Genomic DNA, 16194 nt, shown 5'->3' with positions numbered 1-16194 from the left:
GCCATGGCATCCGCAACAGAAAGTACCGCGTCCCACTCGAGTTCTCCGTCCATCACCAAGATCGTGCGCCCGGCACGTGGCTTCCGCGGCTCACTGATGTTGCCAGGCGATAAGTCGATCTCGCACCGCTATGCCATGCTGGCGGGGTATGCCGAGGGCACGACGAAGCTGGAGAATTTCTCGAGCGGACAAGACCCGCACAGCTCGCTGGGTTGCATGAAGGCGATGGGCGCGAAGGTCGAGTTCGACGGCAAGGATATCCACGTTACGGGGGTGGGTGGCAAGCTGCAGCAGCCGGCGGGCGATCTGGATTGCGGCAACTCGGGCTCGACGATGCGGATGCTGGCGGGGCTGGTTGCGGGTCAGAAGGGCGAGTTCCGTTTCATCGGCGATGAGTCGCTGACGGTGCGGCCAATGGAGCGTATCCGCAAGCCGCTGGAGCTGATGGGAGCGAAGATCGACCTGACCGAGGGTCATGCTCCGATGACGATTCACGGAGCGCAGCTGAAGGCGATCGACTTTGAGTCGCCGATTGCGAGCGCGCAGGTCAAGACGGCCGTGCTGTTCGCGGGGCTCGAAGCGGATGGTGTGACCTCCATCGCGGAGTCGGTGCGGACGCGTGACCACTCGGAGCACGCGCTGCGGGCGTTCGGCGTGAAGCTGGAGCGCAAGGACAATCGACTGCACATTCGTGGCGGGCAGAAGCTGAAGGCCATCGAGTCGGTGACGATCCCCGGCGACATGAGCTCGGCTGCATTCTTCCTGTGTGCGGCGCTGCTGTTTGAGGACTCGAACCTGGTACTGGACTCGCTGGGAGTGAACCCGACGCGGGCGGCCATGTTGGATGTGGTGACGGCGATGGGTGGTGTGGTGAAGATCCTCGACGTGCAGGAGCAGCATGGCGAGATGGTGGGCACGATCCAGGTGAATCGCGGACACGAGGGACTGAAGGGCGTGGACATTGCGGGCGAGCTTGCGGCGCAGCTGATCGACGAGCTTCCGGTGATCGCGGCGATTGCGCCCTATAGCAAGAATGGTGTGAAGATTCGCGATGCGCGCGAACTGCGCGTGAAGGAGTCCGACCGCATTGCGCTGGTGGTGAAGAACCTGCGCGCGATGGGTGCGGAGGTGACGGAGCACGAGGACGGTATGGACATCCCGGGTGGACAGACGTTGCGTGGCGGCGTCGTGGACTCAGGTCTCGACCACCGCATTACGATGGCGTTCTCGATTGCGGCGTTGCGGGCGCAGGGCGAGACTGCAATCGAGGGTGCTGAGGCTGCCGCGGTGTCGTTCCCTGAGTTCTATACGTGGCTGGATGAGCTGGCGGTTCGCTAGGCGCGGACATTACTGAGCAGGCGTTGGGCGCGAGACTCGCGGGACTCTTGCGAGGGCGGATAGAACGTGCTGAGGTTGTTGATCGCCTCGATCACGTCGGCGGTTTGAATCTCGTCAAGCTGATAGCCGGGGGGGGCTTCGCTGCGATCCTGGCCGCGCAGGACGCGGGCGTTCGCGACCTGGAGCGGCAGCCACTCGATGGGCCGCTGCCATGAGGGCCCGAGGACGACCATCGGGACACCCGCTGCGCGCCCTACGTGCATCGTGCCGGTATCGATGGAGACCAGCAGGTCACACTGGGTCAGCAGCGCAGATAGCTGCGCGATGGTAGTGCGACCGGCTAGAGAAGTACCAGAGGAACCGGCGAGATCGAGGACCGACTGGATCCTGGGTTCATCCGCCTGGGTGCCGAGGAAGATCGTCTCGTAGCCTCGTACCTCCACGTGCTGGATGACCGAGGCGAAGCGGTCGGCGTGCCAGCCAGTGCTCTGGCCTCCACTGCCCTGCATGACGAAGGCGCACACAGGGAGCTGGGCTGGGTTTGCTTCGAGCAGGAGCGCACGCGCCTCGGCCAACTCCCGCGGCACGAAGTAGACGGCGGGTTCGCGATGAGGGCTCCGTGCTCCGACGAGGCGGAGGTTGTTGTCGATGAGGCTCAGCTCGCTGTTGTACGCGAGATAGGTGTCGTAGAGCTCAGGCAGGTTGGCGAAGCCGACCGTTGGCGCAAGCCGCAAGAGGAGTGCCAGCAGAGCGAATGAGCCTGCACGGTCGGTCGCGGGCTGCAGCACCAGGTCCACTGACTCGCCGCGATCTCGCAGTATCGCGATCAGCTCGGACGCGGTCTTGCGCAGCGCTCCGAGGGAGCCTCTGGGGTCAGAGGTTTCGATGAGCACGTCGATGTGGGGATCATGGCGGAAGGTTTCGGCGCCGAGCCCTCGCGTCGCCACGATGAGACGCGACGAGGGTCTTGCAGCTTTGACGGCGGCGAAGATGGGCGTGGCGTGCACACAACAGCCGAGAGGCATCTGGTAGTGCAGCAGGAGGACGGTACGGACCTCGAGACCTGTGGGCCGGCGGGGCCGCATGGCACGTAAGACCGAGTACAGTCCTCGGAGAAGAAGGGTCCGCATTCCCACCCAGACTACAACGTGCGGCAGCTACATCTTGTAGCGGCCCATCTCGTCGTCGTTCAGTCCCTCGAGCCAGCGACGCAGCTCGTCGGAGGCGTTCATGTTAGCGCCTGTTGTGGCGGCCTTGGCATGGTCGAAGACGGACTTGGAGACAAAAATGGGGCAGTCAGAGCGCAGGGCGAGTGCGATGGCGTCGGAGGGACGGGCATCGATGGCCACGGATTCACCGTTCTGGTCGAGCCAGATGGTGGCGTGGAAGGTGTCTTCGAGGAGCGAGCCCACGACCACTCGCGCTACGCGGCCATTGAGACTGCTGACGAGGTTGCGCATGAGGTCATGCGTCATGGGGCGGGGCATGGTGGACTTTTCGATCTCGAGGTAGATCGCATTGGCTTCGAAGAGGCCAACCCAGATGGGGAGGACCACCTGGCCGGAGAGGTCGTTGAGAACGACGATGGGCTGCCGGGTGGAGGGGTCCATCATGAGGCCACGGATGCGGACCTCAACCTCCTGCTCGCTGGCGGCGACCTCCGACTTGAAGCCCGGAATCTGCATGCGAAGAGTTTACTCTGAGGGGCTGGCTGTGGCGAACAGCGTGGAATCAGCCGGCCGCCGGGCTGAAGCGAGCGTTCAGTGCCTGCTGGGCAAGCAGGGCCGGCGAGGGTGCCTTGGGCTGCGAAATGGCGATGCCGGCCAGGGAGCTGGGGAAGATGCGGTCGATGCGGACGTCGAGATAGCTGCCGACGGGCGGCGCGACGATGCAGTCTTCCATCGTGAAGTTGACGGTTTTGTTCTGCGAGCTGCGGCCGGTGAACTGACCGCGTGGATTGGCGGTATTAGATTCGACCATCACCTCAACGAGAGCTTCCATGTGGCGCTCGTAGCTGGTGCGCTGGATCTCCCGCTGGCGGGTGTTGAGGATGCTCAAGCGCTCGACCTTCACCTCGTCCGGGATGGCGTCGTGCATGTGAATCGCGGGCGTGTTGGGGCGGGGGGAGTACTTGAAGCCGAAGACGCTGTCGTACTTCGCCACATCGAGCAGGGTGATGGTGTCTTCGAAGTCCTTGTCGGTCTCGCCGGGGAAACCCACGATGATGTCGGTGGTGATGGAGATGTCGCGCTTGGCGGACTGGATCCAGGCGATGCGTTCGAGGTACCACTCGCGGGTGTACTCACGCTGCATGGCCTTGAGGACGTTCGACGAGCCCGACTGCACGGGCAGGTGGATGTGGTTGCAGAGCGCGGGGCGCTCGTCGATGGCGTCGACGATGTCTTTGGTGAACTGGCGCGGATGCGAGGTTGTGAAGCGGACGCGCTGGATGCCGGGGACCTCGCCGACGGCGGCGAGCAGCTCCGCGAAGTTGCGCTTGCCGGTCGGGTCGACGTAGCTGTTGACGTTCTGGCCGAGAAGCTGGATCTCGGTGTAGCCCATCTGGGCGATGCGCTGGGCTTCGGCGAGCACGCTGCCAGAGGTGCGCGAGCGCTCCTTGCCGCGGGTGTAGGGCACCACGCAGTAGGCGCAGAACTTGTCGCAGCCTTCGATGATGGTGATGTAGCCCCGGTGCGGGTTGGAGCGCGCGGTGAACTCGGTGTCGAAAGTCTCGTCGGTGTCGCGATCATCGAGGCCGGTGATGCGGCGCTCGCCGGCTTCGAGGCGCTCCAGCATCTGTGGAAGATTGCGATACGAGGACGATCCAGCGACCAGCGTGACGTGGGGGGCGCGCTCGAAGATCTTGGTGCCTTCCTGCTGGGCGACGCAGCCGATGACGGCGAAACGCTTCCCTTCTCCCTGCAGCCGCTTGTACACATCAAGGCGGTGGAAGACCTTCTGCTCGGCCTTATCGCGGATGGAGCAGGTGTTGTAGAGGATGAGCGACGCTTCGGCCTCATCGGAGGTCTGGGTGTAGCCCTCCTGCACGAGTGTGCCGACGACCTTTTCGGAGTCGTGGGCGTTCATCTGGCAGCCGAAGGTTTCGATGTAGAAGGTGCGCGACATGGAGAGAGACTTCCGGTTGAATCTATCGCCGGGCAGCCCGCAGTGAGACTCGCGAGGCGACCGACGCTCTCTCCATTGTAGCGGTGGGACTCTGCCATGCCGCAGTCAAGCGCACGGCTTGCTGCTGCGATTACGGCGAAACGGCGTCAGCGGGCTGCGACGAGGGAGGCGATCCGGCGGCGTTCCATCACAGCTTCGCGTGGGACGCGGATGTTCTTCGAGTTGAGCTGGCGACCCATTTGGGTCAGGATGCTCGAGGCGACAGCCTTGACGCGATCCCTGTGAGGATTCCGGCCCGGGATTGCGGGTTTGACACCGATGCGGCGGAGGAAGTGGTTGGCGCGATAGAGGCTCGCGTGGACCGTGTCCCTGAGGTGGAAGATGATGTTGAGCGAGATCGAGACGTCGGGGCCATTCAACAGCCAATGTGGGGTGTTGGCGGGGATGTGGAGTCCCGTTCCGGGCGCGATGGTCGAGACCGTCGAACGGGCCTCGTACTGCGGTTTATAGCGAGGCGAACGCCTGTCGACGGCATAGAAGCGCTCAAGCTCTTCCTGGGGCAGCACGTGCGCGTCATCGCGGTCGAACAGGTGCACGGATTTGGCGCCGTGGATCTGGAAGATCCAGGAACAGTCGCTGTCCACGTGGTACTCGGTAACGCGGTTGGGTGAGGTGACGAGCAGGACCAACTCAAAGCACTCGATGCGGCGAAGCAGGTTGCTGGCTTCGTTGCCGGCCAGCGAGAGGGCGTCCAGCACCAGCGCCTCCATGATCTGACGATAGCCATCCTGCTGCTCCACCCGGCGGAGGAGGACGGAGGCGTCGGCCTGATCGATGAAGTGCAGCAGCCGGGCCGCATAGTCGCGGGAGGGAGGAGAACGGTGGGCCCCGACGTCGCGTGTCTCGATCACTCCCTGGTTGTAGTGGACATCCTTCGGGGCTCGATGGGACATGGTCTCGGCCAATTCGACGAGGGAAGGGAGCTGCAACAGAGGATGATCTCGCAGCGTGTGGGCAACCTCGAATGGCCGCAGATCCAGGTTTCGCTCGAACACGCCGCGCTCGCATTCGATGACTCTTCCGACGCTGTAAGACATAGGCCGGTCCCTCCTGCCCCTTCGCAAGATCGATGCTACGGCGTGAACCACGATTCGATATGACACAAACGGGGCGCATCTCCCCCGGCAGATGCACGACGGAATTTGAGTCCCCGCACGACGCGAAAAACGGTTGTGGCGTGTGATATCGCTCCCATCGATGCATGGTTAACAATGACCTACGGCCGCGCGGTGTTTTCAATGTGGACGACATCTCTTGCGTGCGGTCAATTTTGCACACTGCACGTTACCGAGGCATGCAGACCTTAGCCTTTAGGCACATCGGGGCGGGCTATGACCTTCGTAATGGTACTTTCATGGTGCTGCCTGGCTGCACTCGGGCATGATCCTCTTGCTGCTTTCTCCCGGGTTCGCTCACGGAAGCTCGGGACATCTATGCTGGGAGACAGCTGGTGCTGCCGGCAAGCATCTCTGCCGGAGCGGCCGGCGCACTCCTGGAGGTCGTGTACATGAGCAAGATGCAGTCGGACGCGCTGGTATTTTTCGGCGCCACCGGAGACCTGGCTTACAAGAAGATCTTCCCCGCCCTACAGGCGATGGTGAAGCGAGGTTCGCTAAACGTTCCTGTCATTGGCGTGGCCAAGGCGGGATGGGACCTGGACCAGCTGAAGGCCCGGGCTCATGATTCACTCGAGAAGCACGGCGGTGTCGATGCCGCCGCCTGGGAGAAGCTGAGTTCCCTGCTGCGGTATGTCGATGGCGATTACGCCGATCCTGCGACCTTCGCTCAGGTCAAGCTACAGCTTGGCGATGCAAAGTGCCCCTCGCATTACCTTGCCATTCCTCCAGTGCTGTTTGAGAAGGTGGTCGAACAGCTGGTGGCGTCCGGTGCGGCGCAAGGCGCACGCATGATCGTGGAGAAGCCCTTCGGCCATGACCTGGCGTCGGCCCGGGAGCTCAATCGCATCCTGCTGAGCGCGTTTCCGGAGTCCGCCATCTTCCGCATCGATCACTACCTGGCCAAAGGCCCGGTGCACAACCTGGTGAGCTTCCGGTTCTCCAACACCTTCCTGGAGCCGCTCTGGAACAGCAACTATATCGAGAGTGTGCAGATCACGATGGCGGAGGACTTCGGCATTCAGGGTCGAGGGGCGTTCTACGACCAGACCGGAGCAATCCGCGATGTGGTGCAGAACCACATCTTCCAGGTGCTATGTAACGTGGCGATGGAGCCGCCGGCGTGCAACGATGCCGAGTCCGTCCGCAACGAGAAGGTGAAGGTGCTGCGAGCGATGCAGACGGTGCATCCCGACGATGTGATGCGCGGACAGTTCGACGGCTACCTGGATGAGCCGGGAGTGGCGAAGGGCTCCGACATCGAGACCTTCGCGGCGATGCGGGTCGATCTGAAGTCCTGGCGGTGGAGCGGAGTTCCCTTCTACATCCGCGCGGGCAAGCAGCTTCCTATGACGTGCATGGAGGTGCTGGCCAAGTTCAAGAAGCCTCCGGAGACGTGGATCAATGAAGATCCGGGGCCGCAGAACTACATTCGGCTTCGCATCAGCCCGGAGATGACCATCGCGATGGCGGTCAGCGTGGTCAATCCTGGCAAGCCGGGACGTGCCGGTGTGGAGCTGGTTGCCTGCCGCCACGAGCAGCCGGACGAGATGGAGGCGTACGAGCGCGTCCTCACCGATGCCATGGCCGGAGATCCGACCCTGTTTGCGCGCCAGGACTACGTTGAAGAAGCATGGCGGATTGTCGATCCGGTGCTTGCGGCCCATACGCCGCTGCGCGTCTACGAGCCGCATACCTGGGGTCCGACCAGCGAGCGCACCACGCCGCCGGGAGGCTGGGAGGTTCCACAGAGTGGCGAGCCCGAGGACTTCAGGATGATTCCGCAGGGGTCGTAACGCTGGAGCGAGTTACGATGGCGGGAAAGGAATCTTTGATGATCCGTTGGCACCTCCATCGTTTCTCCGCCGGCAGGCTCGTCGCCGGCTTGATGTTCGTCACAGTGCTCTTGATGTTCGTCACAGTGCTCTTGTGTGCGCGGAACATTGCCGCCCAGGCGTCTCCCGCGCCCGATCATGTTCCCGCGTCCGTGGTGCCTCAGGATCGGCTGATTCAGCCCGAGGCCTTTGCAACGGAACTCAAGGCCGGTGCGAAGGGCGTGCTGATCCTGCAAGTAGGCTCCCGGGTGCTGTTCGAGCAGGCACACATCCCCGGAGCGCAGTATGCGGGCCCGACCGCGCAGGCCGCGGGATTGAACGTGCTGGGAGCGCGGGTGGAAGACATGCCGCTGGATCGCGAGATCGTGCTCTATTGCGGGTGTTGTCCGTGGAGCCGATGCCCAAACATTGGGCCAGCATGGAAGCTGCTTCAGGACATGGGATTCACCCATGTGCGCGTGCTGTACCTGGCCGATAACTTCGGCGCGAACTGGGTGGCCAAGGGCTATCCCTCCGAGGCGAGCAAGTAGCGATGCGAGTTGCGGCCCGTCTTCTTACCTGCATTGCGATGGTGGTGTCCTGTGCCTCGGCGCGTCCTGCTGCCCCCACTGAGCAGAATCCTCTGCTGAATCGTCCTGCGCCTGCGTTCACGCGGTCCGGTCTCGATCATCGGCCGATCAGCCTCACGGGGTATCGCGGCCATGTGGTGCTGCTGAACTTCTGGGCGACGTGGTGCGGGCCTTGCAAGGTGGAGATTCCGCGCTTCATGGAGTGGCAGCAGCACTACGGTCCGCTGGGTCTGCAGGTGCTGGGTGTGTCGATCGACGACGATGAGCCGCCTGTGGATGCTTACGTGCGCAAGGCGAAGTTGAACTACCCCGTGATGATGGGCGATGCGAAGCTGGGGACGCTGTACGGCGGCGTGCTGGGTGTGCCGGTGACGCTGCTGATCGACCGCAAGGGGATCGTTCGTGCGCGCTTCGATGGGGAAACGGAACTCAATGCGATGGAAGCGAAGGTCAAGGAGCTACTGCGGTAGCGGAGTGGCTGACTACGAAGTAGCAGAGAGGATCCAAGGCAAGGCATGAATCGACGCGACCTGCTCCGTAGCTTCTCGCTGGCCGGCGTCTCCGCGGCGGCGAAGAGTTTTGCTCTTGGTTTCGAGGATGTCAACTCCGATGACGCCGCGTTGCTCTTGCGGTACTTCGCGACGCATGCGCGTGACTTGTTGCGCAAGCCTGCGGGCGTGCTCCGCTTTCCCAGCATCTCTCCCACACTGCCGGGCGCGACGTACTCGGCCGACCTGTGGGACTGGGACACGTTGTGGACGGCGCGTGGGCTCTTTGAGCTTGCCGACCGGACGAAGGATGCGGGGTTAGGCGCTGATGTCGCCGAGCATGCTCGCGGCAGCCTTGCGAACTTCTTCGACCACCAGGGCCGCGACGGGAACAACGATGGGCGCATTCCGATGCTCATCACAATGCGCGATGCCGACCCGTTGGGGTGCCTTAAGGGATCGCGTCCGCATCAGGAGAACCAGGCCAAGCCAGTGCTCGCGCAGCTGGCATTGCTGACCGCTGACCGTGGGCCTGCCGAACTGCGCAATTCGCGCTGGTTCGAGCCTTCGCTCGCAAAGCTGCGGCGCTTTTATGAGTCATGGCGCGTGGATAACCTCAGCCACACGGGGCTGCTGGTGTGGGGTGACGACGTGGCGATCGGCAATGACAATGATCCAACCACGTTCGGGCGGCCATTCTTTTCGTCGGCGAACCTGCTGCTGAATTGTCTCTACTACCAGGACCTGAAGGCTGCTGCGGAGCTCTCACGGCGCACGGAGCACACCTCTGACGCGGAGCAATATGAACGCGACGCCACAACGCTCGCGCGAGCCATCCAGAAGCATTGCTGGGATCCGCGGGACCGCTTTTTCTACACGGCCGACGTGCAGTGCTTCGATCGCCGTGCTGAGCTGATCCACGGCATTCCTCTTGGCATGCCGATGAGCTGGGAATCGCTGCCGCTGCGGCTGCAGACCTTCACGGGCTTCCTTCCGATGTGGGCCGGGATTGCGACAGAGGACCAGAGCCGGGCGCTGGCCGGGCACCTGCGCGACGAGCATGGCATCGGAGCACGCTATGGTGTGCGTACGCTCTCGGCGATAGAGCCGATGTATTCGCTGGCGGCGAGCAGCAATCCCAGCAACTGGCTTGGGCCGGTGTGGATCATCGCCAACTATCTGACGTGGAGCGGGCTGGCGCGGGCGGGCTTGCGCGAGCAGGCAGAAGCAATCGCCGCGGTTACGATCAGCATGCTTGCGCGCGATCTTCGGCGCTCCGGCTCACTCAACGAGTACTACCATCCTGATAGCGGTGAACCGCTGAGCCATGCTGGTTTCATGGACTGGAACCTGCTGGTGCTCGAGATGCTTCCGCACCACGCCCGATCGTAGAGAGACTTCAAACGAAAGCACCACACACATGCCCTTCTTTGAACACAATGGCCTTCGGACGCACTTTGAACTCTCCGACAACCCTGGCCAGCTCGCGCTGGTCTTCTCGAACTCGCTCGGCGCAACGCTGAGTATGTGGGACGCACAGGTTGCGGAACTCGCGCCACACTTCAGCATCCTGCGTTATGACACCCGCGGCCATGGTGAGTCTTCTGTGCCGGACGGTCCATACAACATCGACCAGCTGGGCGGCGACCTGCTTGCCCTGCTGAATCATCTGGGGCTGGAGCGCGTGCACCTTTGCGGGCTTTCGATGGGTGGCTGCGTCGGGCAGTGGATGGGGGCTCACGCGGGCGATCGACTGAACAAGCTCGTGCTCGCGAGCACGGCGCCGAAGATTGGAAAGGCGGACGGGTGGAACGAGCGCATCGCGACCGTGATGGAGCACGGGATGGCGTCGATCGCCAGCGCGACGATGGAGCGCTGGTTCACGGAGGCCTACCGATGGAGAGATCCCGCGGCAGTCGCTGCGATCCGGCAGCGCTTTGAGCTTTGTGATCCGGTGGGGTATGCCGGTTGCTGCGCGGCGTTGCGCGATACGGATCTTCGATCGGGCATGGAAAGCATCGTGACGCCGACGCTGATCGTCTTCGGAACCCAGGACGCGACGACCACGGGGATGGACGCGGGCTTTATGGCGGAGCATATCGCGGGGGCAGAAGTGGCGGAGGTGGATGCGGCGCACCTGCTGAACATCGAGCAGGCGGGAGCGTTCAACAAACTGCTCCGCGAGTTCCTGGAGAGCTGACCTGCCTGACAGCCGTTGGCGTCCGGCATAAGCGCTAACGCAACCCCTCAGCTTCGGCCTACAACGAAGGTGTTAAGTGGGCGGTTAGAGGTGGACGAAAGTCTTGCAATCGTTGGGGTTTGAGCGATAATCCCGGACAGCCCCCAACGATTACCGGGATCGTTAAGAAACGGAAACTGAATGTCCGCCATACCGAAGAAGGAAGTAACCAGCAAGCCCGAGGCCGTCGAACGCATTCTGGACGTCGCAACCGAGCTATTCCTCGAGGCGGGTTTCGAGAGCACCAGCACATCGAGCATCACCAGCCGCGCCAAGGTCTCCAAGCGGGAGCTTTACGCGCACTTTGGAGATAAGCGTGCGGTTCTGCATGCGGTCATCGCACGATTGCAAAAGGAGATTGCGACCGAGATGGATGCGGGGTGGTCTCTTGAAGGAGATGTGCGTACCGTGCTGCTGCATGCCGGAGCGACGATCCATCGCCACATCACATCGAAGCGCTTTCGGCAACTGTTCCGCATCGTTGCGGCGGAGTCTTTCCACGATACGGCGATGGCGAAGCAGTTTTACAAGCTCGGGCCAAACGGAGGACGAGTGGACACGAGCCGCTACCTAGCGCTGCAGATGAAGGCAGGTGTGCTTCGCGAGGATGATCCGTTGAAGACAGCCGATGTCTTCCTCGATCTCGTTCTCGGAGCGCGAACGATGACCGCCTCCGCGCTGGGCATCGCTGAGAGCTCAGCTACAGCAAAGCGCCACATCGAGCATGCGGTGGACCTTTTTCTATGCTGCTACGCTCCGAAGCCTGCAGCCAAGAAGCGGCGCGCATAACTGCCCCAAGGGACAGCTACGCTGCGGCTGTGGTGCGGGCGATGACGCGATAGTCCAGCAACTCGACCTGCGGAGCCACATGGGTATCTCGCACCGGCTCCTCAGCGAAGAGCGCGGTGCTCAGGTACTTTTTGTTGTCATCGGAGAAGATGGTGACGACAGGGGCGTCGATGCCGAGGCGGTCCTGGGCCATCAGGGCCGCGAGGAAGTTGCAGCCTGAGGAGATGCCGACTCCGAGACCGAGCTTGCGGGCGAGCTTCTGGGCCATCAGGATCGAGTCGCAATCGGAGATCGCGAGCACATCGTCGAGTTGGGTGAGTTCCAGGATGGGCGGAATGAACTCGTCCGAGATGCCCTGGATGCGATGCGAGCCAACCTTGTGGCCTGTTGAGAGCGTGGGAGATTCCGCAGGCTCGACCGGATGGATCGAGATGCCGGGCAGCTGATCCTTGAGGTAGCTGCCGACGCCCATGATGGTTCCACCGGTACCCACGCCCGCGACAAAGGCCGCAGGCGTAACGCCGATGCCGAGCATCTGCTCGAGGATCTCCGGCCCGGTGGTGCAGCGGTGGGCCTCGAGGTTGGCACAGTTGGCGAACTGACGCGGAAGGAAGACGTTAGGCTCGCGCTCGGCGAGTTCCTGCGTCATGCGGATGCTGCCAAGGAAGCCGCCCTCTTCCTTCGAGACGAGGACGATCTCCGCGCCGAAGCTCTGGATAAGCTTGACGCGCTCCTGGCTGAGCCAGTTGGGCATGTAGATGGTGGTGGGATGCCCGAGCGCGCGGCCGATGGCAGCGAGCGAGATGCCGGTGTTGCCACTGGTGGCTTCGACGAGGCGGTCGCCGGGCTTGAGCGAGCCATCGCGGTAGGCGGTCTCGAGGAGATGCAGCGCCATGCGGTCCTTGATGGAGCCGGTCAGGTTCAGGTGCTCGGCCTTCGCGTAGATCGTGCGCACCTTGCCGTCGAGCCGGAAGCGAACGGCCAGCAACGGCGTGTTGCCGATCAGGTGGCGGAGAGGCTGGAAGGCCTCGGCGATGGAAGAACAGTTGGCGGGTATCTGAGACACGGCCTGGGCGGACATACCTTAAGGGTAAGAGATTCGTTCAACCGCGCACAGCAGCGACATGAGGCGTAGATACTGAATAGCCTTAGGATATAAGGTGAAAATGATTGTTGACGTTGCAATCTCATACAAAGCTGCAGAAAGGCCGTGCCATGCCCGCTTCGCATCCCTCCGATACCGATCTTGATGCCTGTGACCGCGCGCTGCTGCTCGCGCTGCAGGAGAACGCACGCACACCGTATGCGGAGCTGGCGCGGCGCGTGGGATTGTCCACACCGGCGGTGATCGAGCGCATCCGTAAACTCGAGGACCGTGGGGTCATCCTTGGCTATCGCGCGATGGTCGATGTGGCGAAGATTGGGCTGCCCGTCCGCGCGTTTGTGAAGGTGACGGTGGCAGGCGACAAGCTGGACCGCTTCGCGCGGATGGCGGCGAAGATTCCCGAGGTGCTGGAGTGCCATCGCGTGACAGGAGCAGAGTCGTTCCTGGTGCAGGTGGCGGCGCGCGACATGCTGCATATCCAGGAGGTCATCGACTCGATGATGCCGTATGTAGCGACCAACACAGCGATGGTGCTGGCTTCGCCGGTGCCGTGGCGTGTCATCGAGCCACCCGCGGTTCAGCCCGCGCGACGCTCGCCTGCGCGACGTATCGGTCGAACGCGCGCTTAGGTGGCTACACGATGCGGTTCTGCGCGACGACGTTCTTGTAGAAGTGCGCGAGAGAAGTTGAGACGGTATCCCAGATGGACCGCCCTCTTCCGTCCTCTTTCACCGCGCCTTCGACCTGATGCGAGGCTGTCACTGTCCCCAGAGAAAGCCGGGTGGAAAGCTGCCGCCGTGGGTGCGAGCGCTGCGCGTGCGGGAGCTTATCCTGAATCGAGCTCAGTACATGATGCTTTGTGGCATCGCAGCCGTGCTAAACGGGACGATGCGACGCGAAGGGAAACGTTTGATCGTCCGCGCGATGTTCAGCTGCGCAGTAGATCGGGCTTTGACAGCGCGAGCTTTGCGATGAGTTCGCCGAAGAGCGTATTGGCCCAGGCGAACCACGAACGCGTGAACTTAGCGGAGTCGTCGCGGTTGTAGCTCTCATGCATGAAACCGGTACCGGCAGTGGAGGCCTTAAGCATTCGCACGGCGTGAACAATCTCAGTGTCCGAACTGCTGGTGAGCGCATAGATGATTTGCGACATGGGCCAGATGCTGTTGCGGCCGATGTGCGGACCTCCGATTCCCTCACCTGCTTTGCCTCGGAAGAACCATGGATTGCGCTCGCTCCACACGAGAGCGCGGGTGCGGGCGTAGAGAGCAGGGTCGGGAGAGCTGTCGATGTAGGGCAGGCCGAGAAGACTCGGGACATTAGCATCGTCCATCAAGACATGACCGCCGAAGCCGTCGACCTCGTAGGCCCAGACGGTTCCCTGCGCTGTGTTGACGACGGCATACTGCCGGAGAGCTTGCTCGACTTCGGCCGCAAGGGATTCGGCTTCGTTGGCTAAGGCGGCATCGTGGTAGATGGCGTTGAGCATGGCGGCGAGCTGGCGGAGGCTGGTCACCGCGAAGAGGTTGGAGGGGACGAGGAACGGCAGAAGGCAGGCGTCGTCCGACGGCCGGAAGCAGGAGGCGATGAGGCCGACAGGATTCGCGGGAGAGCCAATGCCGTTGATGAGGGTGTCGGTGGGGTTATCGGCAGTGCGCTGGAAGCGGTACGGGCCTTCGCCGTGCTTGCGCTGCTGGACGCGCATGGTGGACAGCACCGCCTGCATGGCCTGCTTCCAATGGGCGTCGAAGGGGCTGGTATCGCCTGTCGCCCGCCAGTAGCCGTGGGCGAGGCGGATGGGATAACAGAGGGAGTCGAGCTCATACTTGCGCTCGCCGACGCCCTGCCGCATCTCGGTGCGGTCCTTGATGCTCCACTCCAGCGGCGGCGCGGTGAGGTCGGCCATGAAGGCGTTGGCATAGGTGTCGATGAGCAGGCACCGGGCCTGGCGGCGGATGACGCCCTCGATGAGGGCTCGGAGGTGAGGGTCTTCCTTCAGCAGCGGGAGGTACGGCCATACCTGCGCAGAGGAGTCGCGAAGCCACATCGCGGCGATGTCGCCGGTGAGGACTGCGGTATCGGGCTCGCCCTCGAACGTACCGGGCTGGACGGTTGTATCGAGGGTGTTGGGGTAGCAGTTGCGAAAGATCCAGGCCAGTTCGGGATCGGGGATACGCGCGGAGATGCGATCCAGGAAGGCCTCAACCGCGGGGCTGGAGAACTTGCGGTCAGAGGGCACAGGGCGCTTCGATGCGGGTGTGGCCGCGTCGGGAAACGTCGCGCCCCAGCCGAGGTGCGGCGCCGCGAGCGCGATGGCGCTGGCCGCCTGGAGAAAACTGCGCCTGCTGTTGTGGTGTCGGGAGATCATCCCACCGAGTATGCCTCAAACAGCCAGCCGACGGCCAAGGCACGACGGCCGCGCCGCCAGCGAGTTATCTCGTCCTCGCCTATTGAGGCGTCGTCGGAATCTCTTGCGGAACGGAATAGGAGCTGCCATTTACCTGATGGATAACTGTGCTGTCGTCGTAGCCTAACGCGTGCCGGTAGTGCTGGTAGATGCGCGGTCCCAGCAGGGCCAGGACTACGGTGATGCAGATAAGCAGCGCTTTGGGGATCATGGACTCTCCTGAAAAGGTCACGTGCCAGGGACGCAGTCCATGATCGATGTGCGTGGGCATAGGACAAATCCCACAACGGTGTGATGGGGATAATCAGAAAACCTGCAGCCGATACGGGCTTACCCCAACTACGCAAGCAGGAATTTCTTTTCCCTTTCTGGCCTAGAGGCGGGTCGGGTTACTGACCAAATCTTCAACTTCGACTTGGCTTATTTGGGAGCTTTGGTATCAATCTGCGAAATGGCGGACGCCAGCATGGCAACTCTGCGCTCTTGGTCTCCTGCTATCTTGCGCCACTATCTACTGGACGCCAAACAACTCCCGCACCGATCTGAAAGTCCTGCTGCCTATTCGAAAACCCATTGGGCAGGTCAGTTCGCACGTAGTGCGCGTCCACCACACGAATTGCCCAGGTGCGCCGGATATTCCAATCCCAGCCACCGCCAAACTGCATCGCGAGGGCATTCGCTGACGCCACAGGCCCCGGCGATCCGGGAAAGGTGCTGGCGAAACCATGAACGCCACCGAACAATCCCTCGACAAAGAGCCTTGAGTGAGTTGCCATGGCGTGACCGAGCGGCAGAGTGTAACGAGGTCCACTGGTTACCATCACCTTGCTGAATGACTGACCACCGCCCGAGCCCTGCGACGTCTCACCGGTCGCATTCGCAACCAGGCTGAGGTTGTACTTCAGGTGGAACGCAAGCTCACCGGAACCTCCAGGAGCCCAGAAGCTGCTTCCGGAGGTGTAACGCACCCGTTCCGTGCTAAACATGACTGCCGCATCGACCGGTTGTGATTCATGTGCGCCTGCACTCTGGCCTGCCGCCACATTCTGGCTACAGCCAAACGTTGCTGCGCTGACATACAGCACGAAAGCAACGAAATCGTTCTTCTTCATACCCATCATCA

Annotated in this window: 17 protein-coding genes; 8 read left to right on the top strand and 9 right to left on the bottom strand. The window is 62.5% G+C overall.

The features are described from left to right. Positions 1-3 precede the first annotated feature (3 nt). Positions 4-1338, top strand: coding sequence for a 3-phosphoshikimate 1-carboxyvinyltransferase (gene aroA, locus AC5E6W_RS11510; protein ID WP_491752434.1), 1335 nt, complete (start codon positions 4-6; stop codon positions 1336-1338). On the opposite strand, the gene AC5E6W_RS11505 is transcribed toward aroA, so the two are convergent. The 4 genes from AC5E6W_RS11505 to AC5E6W_RS11490 all read right to left on the bottom strand — a co-directional run bounded on the left by AC5E6W_RS11505 (position 1335) and on the right by AC5E6W_RS11490 (position 5561). Beyond that, positions 1335-2468, bottom strand: a complete 1134-nt coding sequence (locus AC5E6W_RS11505; RefSeq protein WP_491752433.1) for a glycosyltransferase family 9 protein — start codon at positions 2466-2468, stop codon at positions 1335-1337. The two genes, aroA and AC5E6W_RS11505, sit on opposite strands and share 4 nt — an antisense overlap. 27 nt (positions 2469-2495) lie before the next feature. Further along, positions 2496-3023: a bifunctional nuclease family protein gene (locus tag AC5E6W_RS11500; RefSeq protein WP_491752432.1), complete on the bottom strand. Its 528-nt coding sequence runs from the start codon at positions 3021-3023 to the stop codon at positions 2496-2498. Positions 3024-3069: 46 nt separating this feature from the next. Continuing rightward, positions 3070-4464: a tRNA (N6-isopentenyl adenosine(37)-C2)-methylthiotransferase MiaB gene (gene miaB, locus AC5E6W_RS11495; protein ID WP_491752431.1), complete on the bottom strand. Its 1395-nt coding sequence runs from the start codon at positions 4462-4464 to the stop codon at positions 3070-3072. A 146-nt stretch (positions 4465-4610) separates the two neighbouring features. After that, a complete protein-coding gene (locus AC5E6W_RS11490; protein ID WP_491752430.1) occupies positions 4611-5561 on the bottom strand; it encodes a hypothetical protein in 951 nt (316 codons plus the stop codon). Positions 5562-6031: 470 nt separating this feature from the next. Between AC5E6W_RS11490 and zwf the strand changes: the two genes are divergently transcribed. The 6 genes from zwf to AC5E6W_RS11460 all read left to right on the top strand — a co-directional run bounded on the left by zwf (position 6032) and on the right by AC5E6W_RS11460 (position 11559). Then, positions 6032-7435, top strand: coding sequence for a glucose-6-phosphate dehydrogenase (gene zwf / locus AC5E6W_RS11485; protein ID WP_491752429.1), 1404 nt, complete (start codon positions 6032-6034; stop codon positions 7433-7435). 38 nt (positions 7436-7473) lie between these two features. Beyond that, the gene (locus tag AC5E6W_RS11480; RefSeq protein ID WP_491752428.1) at positions 7474-8004 is read left to right on the top strand and encodes a rhodanese-like domain-containing protein; all 531 of its coding nucleotides are present in this window, start codon (positions 7474-7476) and stop codon (positions 8002-8004) included. A gap of 2 nt (positions 8005-8006) precedes the next feature. Next, positions 8007-8513 carry a TlpA family protein disulfide reductase gene (locus AC5E6W_RS11475; RefSeq protein ID WP_491752427.1) on the top strand — a complete coding sequence of 169 codons (507 nt, stop codon included), beginning with the start codon at positions 8007-8009 and terminating at the stop codon, positions 8511-8513. Between the two features lie 45 nt (positions 8514-8558). After that, the gene (locus tag AC5E6W_RS11470) at positions 8559-9923 is read left to right on the top strand and encodes an MGH1-like glycoside hydrolase domain-containing protein (RefSeq protein ID WP_491752426.1); all 1365 of its coding nucleotides are present in this window, start codon (positions 8559-8561) and stop codon (positions 9921-9923) included. Positions 9924-9951: 28 nt separating this feature from the next. Continuing rightward, positions 9952-10731 (top strand): 3-oxoadipate enol-lactonase, encoded by a 780-nt coding sequence (gene pcaD, locus AC5E6W_RS11465; protein WP_491752425.1) that lies wholly within the window; start codon positions 9952-9954, stop codon positions 10729-10731. A gap of 180 nt (positions 10732-10911) precedes the next feature. After that, a complete protein-coding gene (locus tag AC5E6W_RS11460) occupies positions 10912-11559 on the top strand; it encodes a TetR/AcrR family transcriptional regulator (protein WP_491752424.1) in 648 nt (215 codons plus the stop codon). A 16-nt stretch (positions 11560-11575) separates the two neighbouring features. Here AC5E6W_RS11460 and AC5E6W_RS11455 read toward each other — a convergent pair whose 3' ends face one another. Beyond that, a complete protein-coding gene (locus tag AC5E6W_RS11455) occupies positions 11576-12640 on the bottom strand; it encodes a PLP-dependent cysteine synthase family protein (protein ID WP_491752423.1) in 1065 nt (354 codons plus the stop codon). Positions 12641-12774: 134 nt separating this feature from the next. Here AC5E6W_RS11455 and AC5E6W_RS11450 point away from each other — a divergent pair, with 134 nt between their 5' ends. Continuing rightward, positions 12775-13293, top strand: coding sequence for an Lrp/AsnC family transcriptional regulator (locus tag AC5E6W_RS11450; RefSeq protein WP_491752422.1), 519 nt, complete (start codon positions 12775-12777; stop codon positions 13291-13293). Positions 13294-13297: 4 nt separating this feature from the next. On the opposite strand, the gene AC5E6W_RS11445 is transcribed toward AC5E6W_RS11450, so the two are convergent. The 4 genes from AC5E6W_RS11445 to AC5E6W_RS11430 all read right to left on the bottom strand — a co-directional run bounded on the left by AC5E6W_RS11445 (position 13298) and on the right by AC5E6W_RS11430 (position 16183). Continuing rightward, the gene (locus AC5E6W_RS11445) at positions 13298-13426 is read right to left on the bottom strand and encodes a family 1 glycosylhydrolase (protein WP_491752421.1); all 129 of its coding nucleotides are present in this window, start codon (positions 13424-13426) and stop codon (positions 13298-13300) included. Positions 13427-13592: 166 nt separating this feature from the next. Then, positions 13593-15032 (bottom strand): glycoside hydrolase family 125 protein, encoded by a 1440-nt coding sequence (locus AC5E6W_RS11440; protein ID WP_491752420.1) that lies wholly within the window; start codon positions 15030-15032, stop codon positions 13593-13595. Positions 15033-15111: 79 nt separating this feature from the next. Beyond that, on the bottom strand, positions 15112-15282 hold the full coding sequence (locus tag AC5E6W_RS11435) for a hypothetical protein (RefSeq protein WP_491752419.1): 171 nt from the start codon (positions 15280-15282) through the stop codon (positions 15112-15114). A 283-nt stretch (positions 15283-15565) separates the two neighbouring features. Continuing rightward, the gene (locus AC5E6W_RS11430) at positions 15566-16183 is read right to left on the bottom strand and encodes a hypothetical protein (protein WP_491752418.1); all 618 of its coding nucleotides are present in this window, start codon (positions 16181-16183) and stop codon (positions 15566-15568) included. Between the last annotated feature and the right edge of the window lie 11 nt (positions 16184-16194).

It is taken from the genome of Bryocella sp. (assembly GCF_058498515.1).
The sequence above is the reverse complement of the archived record's forward strand: the minus strand, read 5'-3'. Positions and strand labels throughout refer to the sequence as shown.

Coding starts and splice junctions, on each gene's coding strand:
- aroA (WP_491752434.1), top strand. CDS start 4: ATGGCATCCGCAACAGAAAGTACCGCGTCCCACTCGAGTTCTCCGTCC.
- AC5E6W_RS11505 (WP_491752433.1), bottom strand. CDS start 2,468: ATGCGGACCCTTCTTCTCCGAGGACTGTACTCGGTCTTACGTGCCATG.
- AC5E6W_RS11500 (WP_491752432.1), bottom strand. CDS start 3,023: ATGCAGATTCCGGGCTTCAAGTCGGAGGTCGCCGCCAGCGAGCAGGAG.
- miaB (WP_491752431.1), bottom strand. CDS start 4,464: ATGTCGCGCACCTTCTACATCGAAACCTTCGGCTGCCAGATGAACGCC.
- AC5E6W_RS11490 (WP_491752430.1), bottom strand. CDS start 5,561: ATGTCTTACAGCGTCGGAAGAGTCATCGAATGCGAGCGCGGCGTGTTC.
- zwf (WP_491752429.1), top strand. CDS start 6,032: ATGAGCAAGATGCAGTCGGACGCGCTGGTATTTTTCGGCGCCACCGGA.
- AC5E6W_RS11480 (WP_491752428.1), top strand. CDS start 7,474: ATGATCCGTTGGCACCTCCATCGTTTCTCCGCCGGCAGGCTCGTCGCC.
- AC5E6W_RS11475 (WP_491752427.1), top strand. CDS start 8,007: ATGCGAGTTGCGGCCCGTCTTCTTACCTGCATTGCGATGGTGGTGTCC.
- AC5E6W_RS11470 (WP_491752426.1), top strand. CDS start 8,559: ATGAATCGACGCGACCTGCTCCGTAGCTTCTCGCTGGCCGGCGTCTCC.
- pcaD (WP_491752425.1), top strand. CDS start 9,952: ATGCCCTTCTTTGAACACAATGGCCTTCGGACGCACTTTGAACTCTCC.
- AC5E6W_RS11460 (WP_491752424.1), top strand. CDS start 10,912: ATGTCCGCCATACCGAAGAAGGAAGTAACCAGCAAGCCCGAGGCCGTC.
- AC5E6W_RS11455 (WP_491752423.1), bottom strand. CDS start 12,640: ATGTCCGCCCAGGCCGTGTCTCAGATACCCGCCAACTGTTCTTCCATC.
- AC5E6W_RS11450 (WP_491752422.1), top strand. CDS start 12,775: ATGCCCGCTTCGCATCCCTCCGATACCGATCTTGATGCCTGTGACCGC.
- AC5E6W_RS11440 (WP_491752420.1), bottom strand. CDS start 15,032: ATGATCTCCCGACACCACAACAGCAGGCGCAGTTTTCTCCAGGCGGCC.
- AC5E6W_RS11435 (WP_491752419.1), bottom strand. CDS start 15,282: ATGATCCCCAAAGCGCTGCTTATCTGCATCACCGTAGTCCTGGCCCTG.
- AC5E6W_RS11430 (WP_491752418.1), bottom strand. CDS start 16,183: ATGAAGAAGAACGATTTCGTTGCTTTCGTGCTGTATGTCAGCGCAGCA.